16 protein-coding genes are annotated in these 16,709 nt (G+C 50.4%); 9 read left to right on the top strand and 7 right to left on the bottom strand.

All coding sequences use genetic code 11. The annotated features are described in order from the left end of the window. Positions 1 to 88: 88 nt before the first annotated feature. The gene (locus F463_RS0112890; protein ID WP_018987516.1) at positions 89 to 1,027 is read left to right on the top strand and encodes a DMT family transporter; all 939 of its coding nucleotides are present in this window, start codon (positions 89 to 91) and stop codon (positions 1,025 to 1,027) included. On the opposite strand, the gene F463_RS0112885 is transcribed toward F463_RS0112890, so the two are convergent. From F463_RS0112885 to ampD, 3 genes are read right to left on the bottom strand one after another with little or no spacing between them, the layout of a single operon-like run. Next, positions 1,024 to 4,104, bottom strand: coding sequence for an efflux RND transporter permease subunit (locus F463_RS0112885; protein ID WP_018987515.1), 3,081 nt, complete (start codon positions 4,102 to 4,104; stop codon positions 1,024 to 1,026). The genes F463_RS0112890 and F463_RS0112885 overlap by 4 nt on opposite strands. Beyond that, positions 4,101 to 5,249, bottom strand: coding sequence for an efflux RND transporter periplasmic adaptor subunit (locus tag F463_RS0112880; RefSeq protein WP_018987514.1), 1,149 nt, complete (start codon positions 5,247 to 5,249; stop codon positions 4,101 to 4,103). The genes F463_RS0112885 and F463_RS0112880 overlap by 4 nt, the downstream gene beginning before the upstream one ends. Next, complete coding sequence (ampD, locus tag F463_RS0112875; protein ID WP_018987513.1) at positions 5,246 to 5,794, bottom strand: 1,6-anhydro-N-acetylmuramyl-L-alanine amidase AmpD; 549 nt, start codon at positions 5,792 to 5,794, stop codon at positions 5,246 to 5,248. Before ampD ends, F463_RS0112880 begins: the two co-directional genes overlap by 4 nt. A 126-nt stretch (positions 5,795 to 5,920) precedes the next feature. Between ampD and F463_RS0112870 the strand changes: the two genes are divergently transcribed. Then, positions 5,921 to 6,931 carry a sodium:calcium antiporter gene (locus tag F463_RS0112870; RefSeq protein ID WP_018987512.1) on the top strand — a complete coding sequence of 337 codons (1,011 nt, stop codon included), beginning with the start codon at positions 5,921 to 5,923 and terminating at the stop codon, positions 6,929 to 6,931. A gap of 40 nt (positions 6,932 to 6,971) precedes the next feature. Here F463_RS0112870 and F463_RS0112865 read toward each other — a convergent pair whose 3' ends face one another. Together F463_RS0112865 and F463_RS0112860 are read right to left on the bottom strand one after the other, a co-directional pair. Next, positions 6,972 to 8,477, bottom strand: a complete 1,506-nt coding sequence (locus F463_RS0112865; RefSeq protein ID WP_018987511.1) for a sigma-54-dependent transcriptional regulator — start codon at positions 8,475 to 8,477, stop codon at positions 6,972 to 6,974. Further along, entirely contained in the window at positions 8,478 to 10,073 is a 1,596-nt protein-coding gene (locus tag F463_RS0112860; RefSeq protein ID WP_018987510.1) for a two-component system sensor histidine kinase NtrB, read from the bottom strand. A gap of 289 nt (positions 10,074 to 10,362) precedes the next feature. Between F463_RS0112860 and F463_RS0112855 the strand changes: the two genes are divergently transcribed. From F463_RS0112855 to F463_RS0112845, 3 genes are read left to right on the top strand one after another with little or no spacing between them, the layout of a single operon-like run. Beyond that, on the top strand, positions 10,363 to 10,938 hold the full coding sequence (locus F463_RS0112855; RefSeq protein WP_018987509.1) for an RNA polymerase sigma factor: 576 nt from the start codon (positions 10,363 to 10,365) through the stop codon (positions 10,936 to 10,938). A gap of 4 nt (positions 10,939 to 10,942) precedes the next feature. Continuing rightward, positions 10,943 to 11,314 (top strand): DUF3619 family protein, encoded by a 372-nt coding sequence (locus tag F463_RS0112850; protein WP_018987508.1) that lies wholly within the window; start codon positions 10,943 to 10,945, stop codon positions 11,312 to 11,314. A 60-nt stretch (positions 11,315 to 11,374) separates the two neighbouring features. After that, a complete protein-coding gene (locus F463_RS0112845) occupies positions 11,375 to 11,881 on the top strand; it encodes a DUF3106 domain-containing protein (RefSeq protein ID WP_018987507.1) in 507 nt (168 codons plus the stop codon). Between the two features lie 77 nt (positions 11,882 to 11,958). Here the strand turns inward: F463_RS0112845 and pbpG are convergent, their stop codons facing one another. Next, positions 11,959 to 13,032, bottom strand: a complete 1,074-nt coding sequence (pbpG, locus tag F463_RS0112840; RefSeq protein ID WP_018987506.1) for a D-alanyl-D-alanine endopeptidase — start codon at positions 13,030 to 13,032, stop codon at positions 11,959 to 11,961. Positions 13,033 to 13,247: 215 nt separating this feature from the next. Here pbpG and F463_RS0112835 point away from each other — a divergent pair, with 215 nt between their 5' ends. Beyond that, positions 13,248 to 13,619 (top strand): glycine cleavage system protein H, encoded by a 372-nt coding sequence (locus F463_RS0112835; RefSeq protein WP_018987505.1) that lies wholly within the window; start codon positions 13,248 to 13,250, stop codon positions 13,617 to 13,619. Between the two features lie 33 nt (positions 13,620 to 13,652). Here the strand turns inward: F463_RS0112835 and F463_RS0112830 are convergent, their stop codons facing one another. Beyond that, positions 13,653 to 13,847 (bottom strand): hypothetical protein, encoded by a 195-nt coding sequence (locus F463_RS0112830; protein ID WP_018987504.1) that lies wholly within the window; start codon positions 13,845 to 13,847, stop codon positions 13,653 to 13,655. 128 nt (positions 13,848 to 13,975) lie between these two features. On the opposite strand from F463_RS0112830, the gene F463_RS0112825 reads away from it, so the two are divergent. Genes F463_RS0112825 through aspS form a run of 3 tightly spaced genes read left to right on the top strand, consistent with a single transcriptional unit; the run spans position 13,976 to position 16,674 of the window. After that, positions 13,976 to 14,239, top strand: a complete 264-nt coding sequence (locus tag F463_RS0112825; RefSeq protein ID WP_026295577.1) for an FmdB family zinc ribbon protein — start codon at positions 13,976 to 13,978, stop codon at positions 14,237 to 14,239. A gap of 12 nt (positions 14,240 to 14,251) precedes the next feature. After that, positions 14,252 to 14,851, top strand: coding sequence for a DUF502 domain-containing protein (locus F463_RS0112820; protein ID WP_018987502.1), 600 nt, complete (start codon positions 14,252 to 14,254; stop codon positions 14,849 to 14,851). Between the two features lie 32 nt (positions 14,852 to 14,883). After that, positions 14,884 to 16,674: an aspartate--tRNA ligase gene (gene aspS / locus F463_RS0112815; protein ID WP_018987501.1), complete on the top strand. Its 1,791-nt coding sequence runs from the start codon at positions 14,884 to 14,886 to the stop codon at positions 16,672 to 16,674. Positions 16,675 to 16,709: the final 35 nt, after the last annotated feature.

Below are 16,709 nucleotides of genomic sequence, written 5' to 3'. Positions count from 1 at the left end.
CTGCTTGTCGTAAATCTTTTGCAACCGCGGGCTCTCCGCGGTTGATCTGTTGTCCCTTCCCGGCGAGCCCCACTGATTCAGGGCTCATATGAAAGACTCTACCCACCCGTATTACGGTGCCACGCTGGTGCTGTTGTCATCCATTGTTTTTTCGTCCAAGGCAATTATGGTGAAACTCGCTTACGTTTATCACGTGGACGCGGGGAATTTGATTGCATTACGTATGGCGTTTGCGCTGCCGTTTTTTGTGGCTTTAGGTTGGTGGGCAGCACGCCAGGGATCCCCTGCGACGTTAACCATCAAGGACTGGTCATGGCTGGTGATATTGGCCGTGATTGGTGGCTATGGGTCTATGTGGCTCAATTTTGAAGGATTGCGTTTTGTGTCGGCAGGGCTGGAGAGAGTCATTTTATTTCTTTACCCCACCCTGGTTGTCGTCATGAGTGCGATCTTTCTAAAGCATCATATCACCCGCCGCGAATGGTTTGCCATGACGGTGAGCTATGCAGGCGTGGTGTTGGTGGTCTGGCATGACATTGAGCTGTCCGGCCTGCATTCCAGCGAGACGATGTATGGGGCGTGGCTGGTGTTGTTAAGTGCGGTGGTGTATGCGGGATATCTGCTGGGTTGTGGGCAGTTCATCCCAAAGCTGGGAGCCACCCGCTTTACGGCTTTGACGATGGGCATAGCTGCCTTTGCGAGTGCATGCCAGTTCGGAATCAGTGGTTCTACCAAAGAAATCATGGCTTTGCCTCATCAGGTGTATGCATTGGCCATGCTGATGGCGATTGTGGCGACTGTCTTGCCGGCGATATTAATGAATGTTGGGATACATCAACTGGGTAGCCGCAAGGCATCCCTCATCAGCGCGATTGGTCCTGTATCAACGATCTTACTTGCTTATCTCTTTTTAGGTGAACAGCTATCGTGGATACAAGGTGCCGGAACGGTGCTGGTGATGATGGGGGTGGTCGCGGTGGGTATGGATGCCACCACACCATCAAAGGTGACTGAGGCAGATGTTTAAGTGGCAGCTGCTTTTCTGGAAAAGACCAGTGAGTAAAAAGCCGGCACCACCACCAGTGTCAATAAGGTCGACGAGATCATGCCGCCGATGACGGCGATGGATAATGGTTTATTCGTTTCATCGCCTGCACTGAGCCCCAAAGCGGCTGGCAGCAAGGCCAGAATAATCGTCAGTGAGGTCATGAGTACCGGACGTAACCTGACGGGGCAGGCAGCAAGCAATGCCTCATTGGTACTCATGCCCTGTTCACGATACTGGTTGGTAAGGTCTATCAGCAGGATAGAATTTTTGGCGACCAGGCCGATTAATAGCACCAGCCCTATCATGGAATAGATATTGAGTGTTTGGCCGGTAAGCCAAAGCGCAAACAGGCCGCCGACCATGGCCAACGGTTGCGCCACCATGACCAGTACAGGTTGCAGAAAGGAATTGAACTGGCTGGCTAATACCATATATAGCAGAATCATCGCCAGGCCAAAAATAAAGCCGACATTCTTAAATGTTTTGGAAAACTCTTCCGCCTGCCCGGATAACTTGAATTGGTAATCTGCCGGGAGGATGGCCCCTGTCACTTTCTCCACATGAGAGATGGCTTCGGCCAGCGGCATGCTGGGACTGGCATATAAGTTGGCAGCGTATTGCAGGTCATAGCGCCCGATCACAGCAGGGCCGAGCTTGGCGCTAAATTTGGCCAGCGTATCCAGCCTGACCAGTTGGCCTTGCGCACTGCGCAGGAAGATTCTTTGCAGGTGGTCGGGGCTGCGAATATCGTTTTCATTTGCCTTTAGGCGGATATCATACCGTTGCCCATCGCCATCAACGTCGTTATAGCTGGCAATATCCATCCCGCCTACGTATGTATTCACTGCGCTGGCGATGTCATTGGCACTGATGCCCAATTGCGCTGCACGGTCACGGTCCACATGCATTTCCAATTGAGGTAAGTCCAGCTGCAAATCCATGTCAATTTTGCCAAATCCATCAATGTCCGTCAGTTGTTGCTGGATTTGTTTAGCGTAAAGCCCCACGTTTTGAATGTTAGGTCCGCTAATGAGGAATTGGAGTATTTCCGAACGCTGGCCGCGTATCATAGACGAAGGGACCGGAAATGCCCGCACGCCGGGGAGGGAGGCAAGCTCTTTTTTTAACGCATTGACTACAAAGTGCTGGCTGTGAGGACGGTGTTGCCTGTCATGCATGCGGATGCTGATACGACCTTCGTTGACTTGTCCGCGCTGCCCGCTGCCGATGACACTGAAGTAGCTGGCAATATCCTCAGAATGCTTGGCTAGTATTTGCTCAATCGCATCCAACCTGGTCAGGGTGTAAGACAAGCTGGACCCGAGCGGTGTTTTGAAGCTGATGGTAAACCGGCTTTCATCCGCTTCGGGCGCAAACTCTTTATCAACTGCCTGGATAAAGTACACACTGGAAAGCACGGTCACTGCAGTGACCAGCATGACTTTCCATCGATGATGAAGGCTCCATGTAATCAGGCTACGATACTGGCGGTCCATCGTGGAGAATACCTTATCCAATGCATCGTAAAAACGACCACGGTGATTCTCGGATTTGAGGTAGCGAGCACTTAACATGGGCGTTAATGTGAGTGAAACAAACAGCGAGGCCAGCACACCCACTGTCATCACCAGGCCAAATGCTTTAAAAAACTTGCCTATGACGCCATCCATGAAAATCACCGGGGCAAAAATACATACCAGTGAGAATGAAGCGGCAATCACGGCAAAGGTCACCTCACGGCTACCTTCCAGGGTGGCCCGGTTGCGTAGCTCTATAAATTGTTGCAAGTGCAGGCTACCTTGCTCACGGATTTGCTCAAGATGGCGCAAAATGCTTTCGCGCATGACAATCGCATCGTCCACCACCACGCCTATCAATAGTAACAATGCCAGCAGCGTCATGCTGTTAAAGCTGTATCCGGCAAAATACATGGCAGCAATCGCGCCCAACAGAGAGACCGGTATTTCCAGGCAAATCATGAGGGTAGAGCTCACAGAACGCATAAACAGAAAGACGATCAATGCGGCTAACAGGGTTCCTTCAAGTAAATGCTCCTTGAGAGCGGCGACCATTTTCTCAATAAAAGGCGCCTCATTGTATGACTCGCTTAAATACATGCCTGGTGGCAGGTTAGGCCGGATATCGGCTGCCAAACGCCGTTCAATTTCATGCACGATTTCTACTGTATTGGCATTGGGCACTTTAATCATGCCGAGCCCGACTGCCGGTTTGCCGTTATAGCGGGCAATTTGCCTGAAGTCGGACAAGTCATCTTTAATGGCGGCTACATCACGCAGTTTGATTAGTGCGCCTTTGCGATTGGCGACAATCAGGCTTTCCAGCTCATTGACACGGTGAAATTCCATGTCCAGTTTGAGCATTTTTTCTGATTGTGCCTGCACCAGGAAACCGCCCGGCACTTGTACGTGCTCGCGCGAAAAAGCCTGCAACAGATCGTTGACGGTCAAGCCATAGGCCGCCATCCGTTCAGTATTAAATTCAACTCTTATCGTGCGGTCCCGACGGCCACCCAGCAAGACCTCACCTACACCGTCTATGGTTTCAAGTTTCTTTTTTAGCACATTGAGCGCGTACAAGTTCAGTTGTTGTACCGTGCGGTCGCCATGCAAGGCCAACCAGTAAATGGGGGAGTCGTTTGTTTCTGCCTTACGCAATACGGGGGGGTCGGTCTCTTGGGGCAGACGGCGCACCGCCTGGTTTACCTTGGACTGTACTTCGGTGTAGGCCTGATCTATGTTTTTTTCCAGCTTGAAAGTGAGCGTGATGACCGAAACCCCTGGCGACGAGGCTGATTGAACGTGCTCCAGACCGGGCATGGTGTTGACTGCGGACTCCAGAATGCTGGTGATACTGGTGTCCACCACATCCGGATTGGCCCCTTTTAAGGTGGTCGTGATGGAGATGACAGGAAATTCAATGGCCGGAAAACGGTCCAGCGCAATGCGCTGGTAAGCAATCAAGCCGAATAGAACCATGACGCCGGAGAGCATCCAGGCCAACACGTGACGTTTGACGGAGAGTTCTGGCAGGGTCATGACGGTGTGTGTTCAGTCTTGGTGTTTGTTTGTGATTCTTGTATCTGCACTTGCGTGTCGTCAGTGAGGAATCCGGCACCATCGACAACCACCCATTCCCCTGCTTGCAGCCCTTGCAGAATCTCGATTTGCCCATCACTGGATATCCCGGTTTTCACAACTCTCTGTCGTGTACGGGCCTCACCGTTAGTTTGCGTAAGTGTGTAAACTACCTCCCCGGCAGGGCGCAGGACCACGCTTTGTTCCGGCACGAGCACAGTACGGTCACGCTCACCGGTGATGACTTTACCGGTGACACTGGCACCGGGTTGCCAGTCGGCTTGGCCAACAATATCGGCCGTGACATCCACGGCGCGGCTGTTGATATCTATTTGCGGCTGAATGTCACGAATCACTGTTTTGACCGTATTGCTGGCCGTTGGCGTGGTCAAGACTAATGGCAGACCAGGTTTAAGCGTTTTCGCAATGCTTTCAGGGAAAGGTAAATGTGCCCTTAAACGCGAATTGTTAATGAGCTTAACCACCGGGTCACCAATTTTGACAAAGTCCCCATTTGAAACAATCTGTGTTTCAATCACACCATCTGTCGGTGCGAGAACTCTGTGCTTGCTACCATTATGGCTGATGGCGGCCACGCGGGATTTTGCCCCTGATAGCTGCTGTTTGAGGGCGTCAAGCTGAGTAGTCGTATCATCCAGCGCATTTTTGGAAATAAAATTTTTATCGACCAGCGCCTGATTGCGTTCCACCATTTTCTGCTGGTTGCGGATCAACGCTTCAATGCGGGCGACTTCAGTGTCGGCTTCTTGTAACTGCAAGCGCACATCGGTGGCGTCCAGGATAGCAATGACTTGTCCTTGTTTGACTCTCTGGCCCGGATGGACCAACACTTGCATGACCCGGCCGGCAATTTCGGCGGCAATGGTCGGGTCAATAATGCTCTCCAGGGTTCCTACGCTTTCCTGTGTCAATGAAACAGTCTTTGCCTGGGCTTGATGAACAGTCACCATAGGTAATGGTTTTTTCCGCTCTTGCGCTTCTGTTGACGATTCCTGGCACGCCGTGAGTGCCAGTATCATGCCATAGAAGCCGCTTTGCGCGATTCTGCGCCAGTGGATGGCACTTAGCCAGTCGATTGTTATCATGAGATTCTTTGCCAATCAAAAAAAGGACCAGGATCAGTCTTGCGACCGGGTGCAATGTCCGAATGACCGACAATATGCCTGATTGGATAGCGTTTTTGTAGTGCCTTGATCAACATTTGCAAGATGATATATTGCTCTGCTTCGAATGCTTCGATATCGCTGCCTTCCAGCTCTATGCCGATTGAGAAGTCATTACAGCGTTCGCGGCCCTGCCATTGTGACACCCCGGCATGCCAGGCACGTTGCTCGCAGCTGACAAATTGTATGAGCTCGCCAGTGCGGCGAATCAGGAAATGTGACGAGACTTTGAGCTGGGCAATCTCTGCGTAATAGGGATGCGCTTGCGGATCCAGCTGGTTGGTGAATAATTGCATAATGCCCTGGCCACCGTAGTGATGAGGCGGCAGGCTGATATTATGGATGACAATCATATCCACTTCGGTAGCGGGTGGCCGCGCGTCCTGATTGGGTGACAGTATCAGCTGGGCGGCATTGGCAAAGCCATAAGGGTCAATTTCAATGGTTGGAACAGTGGCAAAAGACATATCAACATTGTAGGTGAATTTGCGCGAATTGCGTTATGATTCCGCCCGCATGTACACTTTTGTCATGCACATATGTGCCAGGCGGTGGGCACATACAAGGTTGATTGCCGCCAGACAGGAACAGTCATGGTTTTTTTACAATTATTGCTAATGTTGCTGCTGATTTTGGTGGCGGCTGAGGTCTTTACCAATGCGCTTGAGCATCTGGGTGAGCGGCTAGGTATTTCCGAAGGTGTGACCGGCTCTATTTTTGCAGCGGTTGGGACAGCATTACCAGAGACATTGGTGCCGTTGCTGGCGATTTTTTCCTATACGTCATCCACTGGCGATAGTCATGCTGGGCATGATATTGGTGTGGGTGCTATTTTAGGTGCGCCCCTGATGCTGGCAACGCTGTCCATCAGCTTAATGGCCCTATCCGTACTGAAGCGACGCGGTGCAAAAGGCCACATTCGTCCAGAGCGTACTGGCCTGATCCGTGACCTTAACTTCTTTATCCTGGCTTTTGCGTTTGCCACTATCGCCATGTTTATCCCGCATAGCCAGGCCCTCGTCCGTTACGGCATCAGCATCCTCATGATCCTGATTTATTTTGTGTATGTGCTGATGACGATTAAAGCTTCCAAAGGCCTGGTGGAAGAAGGTCATGCCACCGAGGCCGAAGATGTCATGATGTTGTCCCGCTTAGGCTTGCCAACCAATATGGTCACCATCCTGCTGCAATTGTTGATTGGCCTGAGTTTGCTGATTGCAGGCGCCAAAGGGTTTATCAACGAGGTGGAGACCGCAGCGGCCATTTTAGGCGTGTCGGCTTTATTGCTATCGCTGCTGATTATTCCGATTGCGACAGAGTTGCCCGAAAAAGTGAACAGTATTTTATGGATACGCAAAGGCAAGGATACGCTGGCGTTTGGTAATATAACCGGTGCCATGGTGTTTCAGGGCACACTCCTGCCAGCCATCGGTATCATGTTGACGGACTGGTCGCCCAGGCAGGAAGTGGCTTTGGGTATTTTAATCACCTTGGTGGCTGCGATTTGGGTGCGTTATTGCATCGCCAAGGGTGGGTTGCTTGTCTGGCATCTGCTGGTGAACGGCTTGTTCTACCTCAGTTATCTGGCGATTGTTTTGAATTGATATTGGCAACTATAAAAAAGGGCGACTATGTCGCCCTTTTTTATTCTTCATCCCCATCACTCTCTTCGAGATCAGGGTCCTGCTCTTTGGATAAGCCTAACTTAGACAAACGGTAACGCAAAGTACGGAAGCTAATACCTAACAGTTTTGCCGCAGCGGTCTTGTTATTATTGGTTTTTTCCAGCGCCTGCAAGATCGTGCGCTTTTCAATATCTTCCAGGTAATCAGATAGACTGATATCCATGGGCAACATGGTGCTGCCGTTAGATGGGTTGGCTGTGGTTGGTGCTGGCGGCCTGGCGTCCTGAATGGCAGGTTCGCTAATTGTGCTGGTCATGACCGATGGCTCGGTGACAGGTGCATTCCATGGCAATACCGGCTTGTCACCTAAATTTATAGGTATTTCATCGAGCGACAGGTCTTCAACCGTAATGCTGACGCCGTCACACAAGGCTAGGGCACGTTCCAGCATATTTTCCAGTTCACGCACATTGCCGTGGAAAGGTAGCTGCTGGATATAGACCTTGGCTTCATCGGAGATAGCGGGAATAGCAATGCCCTGTGCCTGGCACAGCTTGGCGAGCAGGCGCTCAGTCAGTTCTGGAATGTCTTCAGGCCGTTCACGCAAAGACGGCATTTTGAGTTGAATCACATTTAGACGGTAATACAAATCTTGCCGGAACTCGCCTTTTTCCATCATGGCATTGAGGTTCTTGTGCGTGGCGGAAATAATACGCACATCCACAGCTTCTTCACTGGTACTGCCGACCACGCGTACTTTTTTCTCCTGGATGGCACGCAGCAACTTGACCTGCATGGCCAGTGGGAGGTCGGCGACTTCATCCAGAAACAAGGTGCCGCCATTGGCTGCCTGGAACAAGCCGAGGGTATCCTGGATGGCGCCCGTAAATGCCCCTTTCTTATAGCCAAAGAACTCGCTTTCCATCAGGTTTTCCGGGATGGCGCCGCAGTTCACGGCAATAAAAGACTGCTCTTTGCGTGAGCTGTTGAGGTGGATGAGTCTGGCCGCCAATTCCTTGCCACTGCCTGATTCACCGCTGATATACACAGGCGCCTGGCTGCGCGCCAGTTTTGCAATCATGGTGCGCACATAGCTCATGACCGGTGACGCACCAATCAGATCGACTGTATTGGCCCCTTGCGCTTCTTTTTGTGACGACAGTTTAAGCGCGGACTCTACCAGGGGCCGCAATTGTTTGAGTGAAATTGGCTTGGTAATGTAGTCATAAGCGCCAGCCTTGAGTGCTGACACTGCATTCTCGGCACTGCCATAAGCGGTGATGACCGCCACCGGTAATCCGGGAAATTGCGCATTGATATGTTGTACCAGCTCCAGCCCCAGCCCATCCGGCAGGCGCATATCAGTGAGGCACAAGTCGTAGCTGAACGAATTCAGCATGTGTTTTGCATCGGTGACCGAACTGGCACTCTCTGCCTGTATGCCCATGCGCTCCAGTGTCAGTACTACCAGTTCGCGAATATCGGTTTCGTCATCAACCACCAGACAACGATAGGAATTTGCCATTTAAACGATTGCCTTCTTAACTGTCAGTGAAAATTGGGTGCCATTAGAGCTACTGGAATAGTTTAATTTTGCGCCATTGGCTTCGGCAAGCTCTCGTGCAATAAATAATCCCAGGCCCGTGCCGGTTTTTTCCGTGGTCATAAATGGTTCGAACAAGTGCGGCTGGATGTTAGGATCTATACCGCCACCATCATCCTTGATTGTGATGTGGATGAATTGGCCACTTTTGTCACTGACCACTTTGAGCTGCAGGCTCTGGACTTGCTGCTGGCTATGTCGCCAACCATTCTTGCATAAATTCCACAAAATCTGATTGATATGCCTGCGGTCAAAAACAATGGTACTCTCTTTGGTTGGCAGGTCTAGCGTAAAGTTCGCCAGGTCAATCTTTTCGACCGCGCAAAATTGCTGGTAAAACTCCTGCACAAACATATTGATATTGAACTGGTCCTGATTGGTGCGGTCACGCCGGTTCAGTTCCAACACGTCCTTGATGATCTGGTCCAGTCGCTGCACATTGTCCGAGATGATTTGCAGCATACGCCCTGTGCCTGGTTGCAATTCATCTTCCTGCAATAGCTGGGTGGCGTGGCTGATGGCGCTGAGCGGATTGCGGATTTCATGGGCAATATTGGCCGTCAACCTACCCAATGCCGCCAGTTTGACCTGGTGTGCTTGGGTTTGAATTTGCGACCAGTCCTCAATAAAAATCACCACCCCATTCTCAATGTTTTCAGAAATGGCGTGAAAACGTATGCCTAAATCCCGGTTGTTGATTGTGAGCTTCACTGCGTCTGACGTGGCGTTACTTGCCGGTGCGGTCTGTAATAGCTGCATGATAGCAGGCATCAGGCGTTCCAGAGGGGTGTGCAATTGTACGGCTGCTTGTAGCATCGTTTCTTCAAGCCCCAGCAATTTGCAGGCCTGCTGGTTATAGTGTTTCAGTTGTTGATACTGGTCTATGACAAGCACGCCATTAGGCATTTCCCGCGTAATCAGGGCATTCGTTTTGGCCAGGTGCTCAATGTCCTGGCCGCGCTGGGTAGCCAGATTTTCGCTGCTTTGCATGCGTGCAGTCAGTGTTTGTGCTAGCCAGGCGGTGGCAAAACAGCTCAAGGACAGCAACACGGCATTGCTGTAATCATTAATAGGCAGGTTGCGGTGTATGACCTGGAAAGTGTTTTCGAGCAGAATACCTATGGTGGCAATGGCGGCATAGAACAGGGCAAAACGGCCTTCGCTGATAAGGCCGGCAAAAATAATATTAATGATCAGTAGTAAGCCAATCCCACTCTGGTTACCTGGCAGAAAATGCATCATCAGCACTAAAAATACAATATCCAGGCTGGTTTGCGCTTTTAATACCAGGCCGCGTTCGGCCTGCAGGGATTCAAAACTGACGCTGACTGCGATTGCGTATAAAAAGAATATCAGCAATAGCCAGAATGATACTGAAGGTTCAGTAGGGGCGTTCCTGAAATATGGCCAGAGCTGACTGCCAAACAGCATGCCTGAAGCCCCAAGGCGAAACAGGCTATAAAGACGCAAATGCTGACTGTCCGGCACTCTTTCTCTAGTGGAGACCATGGCCGTCATTAAAAAAGCTCCATGCACACGCTGGCGTTTGCCCAGAAGAGAGTTAACGGTGGCTGATGAATTAGGAGGATGTGTGTTATTTTAATCGTCATAATGGTTGGCCGTGCTTTCACTGCTCTGGGCTTATTCTAACAGTAAATAAAATTAAAACTGATATATACTCGCAGGCAACAGGGAGATAAAAACAATGCATATTTCTTTGAAGGCACATCAACCTCAAAAAAGTGTCGAGGAAATGGCACGAGCATCAGTTTAAAGCATTGATCGTCTCGAGGATGGGAATGAAGTAGTGGCGAGTGCGCAAGAAATATCAGATTTTTTACGTCAGGTTGAAAAACGGGCGTTCAGGCAAACTGCTTACGCAGTGCGTGACGACCATGTTGCGCTGGATATTGTGCAGGATGCGATGCTGAAACTGGCAGATAAATATGCCAGTAAACCGATAGAGGAGTATCCCATGCTGTTCCAGCGTATTCTGCAGAATACCATGCGAGATTTCTGGCGTCGGCAGAAGGTACGTAACCTCTGGACCACCCTCTTTTCCGCTTTTGGCACGCAGGAAGACGAAGACTATGACCCGCTGGAAACCATAAAGGTAGACAGCGCCGATGGTGATCCCGCCGACCAGCTGGAACACTCACAAATCATGGCATTGATCGAAAAAGCGTTAACAAAGTTACCAGCGCGTCAACGCGAAGCATTTGTGCTGCGTTACTGGGAGGAGTTGGATGTTGCAGAAACGGCATCAGTCATGGGATGTTCTGAAGGAAGTGTCAAAACGCACTGCTCGAGAGCGGTCAGTGCGTTATCCCTATTATTAGAACAGGCCGGGATTGGCGCCCGTCGGTTACCAAAAAAGGAGTAGAGCTATGAGGAAACAACGTCATCAGATGGACGACTTGCCTGCCTCTCTGCGCGAAGGTGTTGAGTGGCTGAAGCAAGATGATAGACCATTGCCTGCTAAGATTGAGTCTCGCTTGGCAGAGGGGCGGCAGGCAGCGTTGAAGCGGTTTGCAGAAACTTCGCAAGCAGGACATGCCTGGGCGGATGTTCTGTCATGGGCATCTTTTGGTCATCCTTTTACGGCAGGCATGGCAGTATTGTCAGTATTTTTTGCCGTTGGGCTGTTTGTCCTGACCGCCAGTCACAATGACGATGCCATGCTGCTGAGTGATGATTTGCCTGTAGAGGCGTTTGTCGATAACGGATTTGAGCCCTGGCAATATTCCGAAAATATTTGATCGGTATTCAGTGGCAATAGTGATTAACAGAAGAATCAGTCTTTGGAACAATGAGAAATGATGCAAAATCATTCATTATTAGGGTGGGTCATTTGGTCGGTTTTGGCGGGTAGCGGCGCGTCAGCCCTTGCGGGAACCTTGGATGATGCGGCGGGGCAGCGCTGGGTTGCGATGGCGGATATTGGAGCTATTAAAAGCGATCTGTCTCCGACAGATCCGGCGGCCAATGTCACGTGGGCGCAACTGACAGAGCAGCAGCGGTCGGTGTTATCGCCTTTGGCAGGTGAGTGGGATGCCTTACGTCCGTGGCAGCGTGAAAAGATGCTGGACATTGCTAAGGAGTATCCAAAAATGGATGCGCAAAAGCAGCAGCGTATCCAGCATCAATTGGTGAAGTGGAGCCGTATGACGCCTTATGAGCGTGAGAATGCACGCAAGCGTTATCAACAGTTCCAGAACTTGAGTCCAGAAAAAAAAGAAATGCTGCGCAAGCAATGGAAAGAGCGCAAACAGAAATCGGCTATTACTGAAGGCTATGATCCTGAATTTGATGGTGCCGAACATTAGCGATCTGGAGATGTAACAGAGAATTAAAAAACAAAACCCGCGGTAACGCGGGTTTTGTTTTTACCAAATAAACTGCTCTAGTTTGAGTCTTCGCTCAGTGATTTGCTCATGGATAACCCAGTCAAAACAATTTCGCCATCAGCGCCAACGTTCGACGATAGTGTATTGTAGTTGCGCTCCATCCATTTTTTGATGCGTCTTGCATCACCAATACGGGTAAGTTTGCCAACTGAATCCAGCAATACCAGGATCAGGGGTTCGCCGGCAATGGTGGCTTGCATCACCAGGCAGCGCCCGGCTTCGCTGATGTAGCCGGTTTTCGATAATCCGATTTCCCAACTGCTATTGGCACTCTCACGTACTAAAGCATTGGTATTATGGAAGTGCAGTGGTTGGCGCCTGTTGCCCACGCTCAAATCATAATCAGAGGTGGTGGTAATCTGGCGAATCAGCGGATATTGGTATGCAGCATGGACCATTTTGGCCAGGTCTGCCGCCGTAGAGACATTGTTGCTGGTCAGGCCGGTGGAATCCTCAAAATGGGTATTCATCATGCCCAGGCTGGCAGCCTTCGCATTCATGTCCTGAATAAAGCGGGCCTTGCCGCCGGGGTAATTAGTGGCCAGTGCAGAGGCGGCACGGTTTTCTGAGGCAATCAATGCCAGGTTCAGCATATCCTCGCGTGTCATGGTTGTGCCGACTGGCAGGCGTGAAGACGTGCCTTTAAGGTAATCCACATCCATTTCGGTAATAGACACCTGCTCATTCAGATTGAGCTTGGCATCAAGGACTACCATGGCAGTCATCAGTTTGGTGACCGAGGCAATCGGTGTCGGCATATCCAGATTTTTGGAGTAAATGATCTCGTGCGTATTCTGGTTCATGACCAGCGCTTTGGTAGAAGCGATGGCAAGATTGCCATGGCTGCCCGACTTGCCCTCAAACGAATCAAACATTTCTGCATCTATGGCGGGTCTGGCAGATTTTCTGGCATGCGAATGCAGCTTGACCGGACGCATCGATTTGGTTTTGGCTGGGTTGACGCGGTATTGTGAGGAAACCCGTTTTTGTTTGCTTGTTGAAACGGTGTGCTTTTTAGCAGGTGACTTAGCGATGGCTTGGCCCGCAGGTGCAAAAGCGATGGAACACATTAGCAACACTTTAAGACAATGCTTGTAAAAACTCATAATTCACCTTCCAAAAACCCGTTTCATTATTGCCCAGTTATTATTCAGAGTCAATCACTTATCGCAATTTTTTAGTGTAAAAAATTAACCCTATTTAGCGGCTCCGCGCAATAAGTTTTGGTGCGTTTCACAGACTGTGGCACAATAATTATCTACTAAACTTTTGATTTTTAAATCATATGTCAGCAGGCTTGAAATACTTCTTTTCCAAGGACCATACCTGGGCGGCACAGTCCGATGATGGATTATGGATGGTGGGCATCACTGATTACGCGCAGAATATGCTTGGTGATGTGGTGTTTGTGGATCCGCCCAAGGTGGGCCAATCGGTCGCGCAATTCACAGTTTGCGGCTTGATTGAGTCGGTGAAGACGGGTTCCGACATTTACGCTCCGCTGTCAGGGGTGGTGCAAACCATTAATGAAGACGCGCTGACCTCGCCGGAAAAGATTAATGATCAGCCCTATAACACCTGGATATTCAAACTGGCGGCCGATGCTAGTGGCGCAGACGCATTGCTGGATCAGGCTGCTTATGACGCCCAGCTTTGAGTAAGGTTGGCAGTGCCGGATAAAGCGCGCAGACTATTTCACTTTTTTGATTTTAAGTGTCGGTTCTGCATAGAGAATATCCGCAAGCTGCAATGGAACAGCCTTGCCTGTTTGGCTATGTTTATCAAGTGACAGGCGTGTGTGATGTATATCCAGGTCGCGACTGGCGAATCCCAGAAAAAGTAATGCAGTCAGCATGAAAGAGATTCTGAGCGAGAGTTGTTGCATGGTGTACTCCTTAAAGTCTTTTTAATTCAAATACATCGCGGCCGTTTTTATGATTTGTAACGCGAATCAGGTATAATTTGCTTTTACCAAAAATTTTCAGCAAGTTGTTCTTCGGGTTGTGTTAACAAATGCCTATCTACGATTTCCAATGTACAGCGTGTGGTTATCAGCAAGAACTGATGCGCAAGGTATCTGCGCCGTCTGTTGAGGCTTGCCCTAAATGCCAGCAGCAGACCTTTAGCAAACAAGTTTCTGCTCCCAGTTTTCAATTGAGCGGTAGCGGCTGGTATGCCACCGATTTCAAAAATAACCAGGCGACAAGTAACAAGCCAGCAGAGTCTGCCAGCACGGGCGACTCCGCCAAGTGCAATCCGGGATGTGCCTGCCACTAAAAAACGAACCCCATGAAAAAATATTTCATTACAGGCTTGCTGGTACTGGTCCCATTATTTATTACGGTGTGGGTACTCAAAACTTTAGTGCAAACGCTGGATCAGAGCCTGCTACTGCTCCCCGCGGCCTGGCGTCCTGAAGCATGGCTTGGGATTGATATTCCGGGCTTCGGTGTGATCCTGACTGTAGGCATCGTGTTGGCGACGGGGTTGGTAGCCACCAATATTTTTGGTCAGCAATTGATTGAATTGTGGGAAGGCCTGCTTATCCGCTTGCCTGTCGTGAAATCCATTTATTCAAGCGTCAAGCAAGTGTCTGATACCTTGTTTTCTGATTCAGGTAATGCTTTCCGCCAGGCGCTGTTGATCCAGTATCCACGTCAGGGCGTATGGACCATTGCCTTTTTGACTGGGACCCCTGGAGGAGATGTAGTCAATCATTTGCCAGGTGAGTACGTCAGTGTCTATGTGCCCACCACGCCTAACCCAACTTCGGGTTTTTTTCTCATGTTGCCAAAGTCTGATGTGATTGAGCTCGACATGAGTGTGGATCAGGCCTTGAAATACATCATCAGCATGGGTACAGTGGCGCCCTTGCCTAAACACCATTAACCGCAACACCACTTTAATTTTATAAAACTATTATGATGCGTACACATTATTGCGGTCACCTGAACCGCGAACACATTGGACAAACCGTGACTCTGTGTGGCTGGGCTCACCGTCGTCGCGACCACGGGGGCGTGATTTTCATTGATTTGCGTGATCGCGAAGGCCTGGCGCAAATTGTCATTGACCCGGATACCAAAGACGCATTTGCCATTGCTGAAACCGTACGTAACGAGTTCGTGTTGCGCGTGGTCTGTAAAGTGCGTGCACGCCCTGAAGGTACGGTCAACCCTAACTTGCCGACGGGTGAAGTGGAAATGCTGGCGACCGAGATCGAAGTGCTGAACGCTTCCTTGACGCCACCTTTTATGCTGGATGACGATAATCTGACTGAGACTGTACGTCTGGAGCATAGATACATCGATTTGCGCCGTCCAGCCATGCAGAAAAACCTTATGCTGCGCTATAAGGTCGCAAAAAACCTGCGCGACTACCTGGACGAAAACGGTTTTATCGAGGTGGAAACCCCGATGCTGACCCGTTCCACCCCTGAAGGTGCGCGTGACTACCTGGTGCCATCTCGTGTCCATCACGGCATGTTCTTCGCGTTGCCACAATCACCACAGCTGTTTAAACAATTGCTCATGGTGTCCGGGTTTGACCGCTACTTCCAGATCACCAAGTGCTTCCGCGACGAAGACCTGCGCGCAGACCGCCAGCCAGAATTCACCCAGGTGGATATCGAGACTTCCTTTCTGGAAGAAAACGACATCATGGATATCGTCGAAGAGATGATCCGCCAGATGCTGAAAAAAGTGCAAAACGTTGACTTGCCAGCCAAATTCCCGCGCATGCCATTCTCTGAAGCCATGAACCGTTACGGCTCAGACAAGCCGGACATGCGCGTGACACTGGAAATCACTGAACTCAGCGATGTGATGAAAGATGTGGATTTTAAAGTGTTCTCTGGCGCTGCCAATATGGCCGGTGGCCGCGTGGCTGCCATTCGCGTACCAAATGGTGCGGCCATTAGCCGTTCGGAGATTGACGCCTACACTGAGTTCGTCAAAATCTACGGCGCCAAAGGCCTGGCTTATATCAAGGTCAACGATATTACCAAGCTGAACGAAGAAGGCCTGCAAAGTCCGATTGTGAAGAATATTCACGTGAACGCTCTGCAAGCCATCATTGAGCGCACCGGTGCACAAAACGGGGATATCGTGTTTTTTGGTGCTGACAAGGCGAAGATTGTGAATGAAGCCCTGGGTGCCTTGCGTACCAAGGTCGGTCACGAAAAAGGTCATGTCGATGGCCGTCAGTGGGCGCCATTGTGGGTGGTGGATTTCCCCATGTTTGAACATGATGAAGAGGCTGACCGTTGGGTGGCGCTGCATCACCCGTTCACTTCCCCCAAAGATGGTCACGAAGACCTTCTGGTCAGCAATCCAGGAGCCTGTTTGTCAAAAGCTTACGACATGGTACTCAACGGCTGGGAAGTCGGTGGCGGTTCCGTGCGTATCCATAAACAGGATGTGCAATCTAAAGTGTTTGATGCATTGAAGATCAGCAAGGAAGAAGCGCAGGAGAAATTCGGCTTCTTGCTGGATGCATTGCAATACGGTGCACCTCCGCACGGTGGGCTGGCGTTTGGTCTGGATCGTCTGGTGACGTTGATGGCCGGTGCAGAATCCATTCGTGACGTGATCGCTTTCCCGAAAACCCAGCGTGCACAATGTCTGATGACGAATGCGCCTAACGAGGTCGACGAGAAGCAATTACGCGAACTGCATATCCGTGTGCGTCAGCAAAACGTGGCTGGTAGCTAGGCCAGCCAGGCTTGTGACACAGGCCCTTGCCAAGC

Source organism: Methylophilus methylotrophus DSM 46235 = ATCC 53528 (genome assembly GCF_000378225.1).
GTDB lineage: Bacteria > Pseudomonadota > Gammaproteobacteria > Burkholderiales > Methylophilaceae > Methylophilus > Methylophilus methylotrophus.
The sequence above is the reverse complement of the archived record's forward strand: the minus strand, read 5'-3'. Positions and strand labels throughout refer to the sequence as shown.

What these genes read in the sequence shown, in the direction of transcription:
- F463_RS0112850 (WP_018987508.1), top strand. Translation starts at nt 10,943, where the DNA reads ATGAGGAAACAACGTCATCAGATGGACGACTTGCCTGCCTCTCTGCGC.
- F463_RS0112885 (WP_018987515.1), bottom strand. Translation starts at nt 4,104, where the DNA reads ATGACCCTGCCAGAACTCTCCGTCAAACGTCACGTGTTGGCCTGGATG.
- F463_RS0112835 (WP_018987505.1), top strand. Translation starts at nt 13,248, where the DNA reads ATGTCAGCAGGCTTGAAATACTTCTTTTCCAAGGACCATACCTGGGCG.
- ampD (WP_018987513.1), bottom strand. Translation starts at nt 5,794, where the DNA reads ATGTCTTTTGCCACTGTTCCAACCATTGAAATTGACCCTTATGGCTTT.
- F463_RS0112865 (WP_018987511.1), bottom strand. Translation starts at nt 8,477, where the DNA reads ATGGCAAATTCCTATCGTTGTCTGGTGGTTGATGACGAAACCGATATT.
- F463_RS0112890 (WP_018987516.1), top strand. Translation starts at nt 89, where the DNA reads ATGAAAGACTCTACCCACCCGTATTACGGTGCCACGCTGGTGCTGTTG.
- F463_RS0112860 (WP_018987510.1), bottom strand. Translation starts at nt 10,073, where the DNA reads ATGACGGCCATGGTCTCCACTAGAGAAAGAGTGCCGGACAGTCAGCAT.
- pbpG (WP_018987506.1), bottom strand. Translation starts at nt 13,032, where the DNA reads ATGTGTTCCATCGCTTTTGCACCTGCGGGCCAAGCCATCGCTAAGTCA.
- F463_RS0112825 (WP_026295577.1), top strand. Translation starts at nt 13,976, where the DNA reads ATGCCTATCTACGATTTCCAATGTACAGCGTGTGGTTATCAGCAAGAA.
- F463_RS0112820 (WP_018987502.1), top strand. Translation starts at nt 14,252, where the DNA reads ATGAAAAAATATTTCATTACAGGCTTGCTGGTACTGGTCCCATTATTT.
- aspS (WP_018987501.1), top strand. Translation starts at nt 14,884, where the DNA reads ATGATGCGTACACATTATTGCGGTCACCTGAACCGCGAACACATTGGA.
- F463_RS0112880 (WP_018987514.1), bottom strand. Translation starts at nt 5,249, where the DNA reads ATGATAACAATCGACTGGCTAAGTGCCATCCACTGGCGCAGAATCGCG.
- F463_RS0112845 (WP_018987507.1), top strand. Translation starts at nt 11,375, where the DNA reads ATGCAAAATCATTCATTATTAGGGTGGGTCATTTGGTCGGTTTTGGCG.
- F463_RS0112870 (WP_018987512.1), top strand. Translation starts at nt 5,921, where the DNA reads ATGGTTTTTTTACAATTATTGCTAATGTTGCTGCTGATTTTGGTGGCG.
- F463_RS0112830 (WP_018987504.1), bottom strand. Translation starts at nt 13,847, where the DNA reads ATGCAACAACTCTCGCTCAGAATCTCTTTCATGCTGACTGCATTACTT.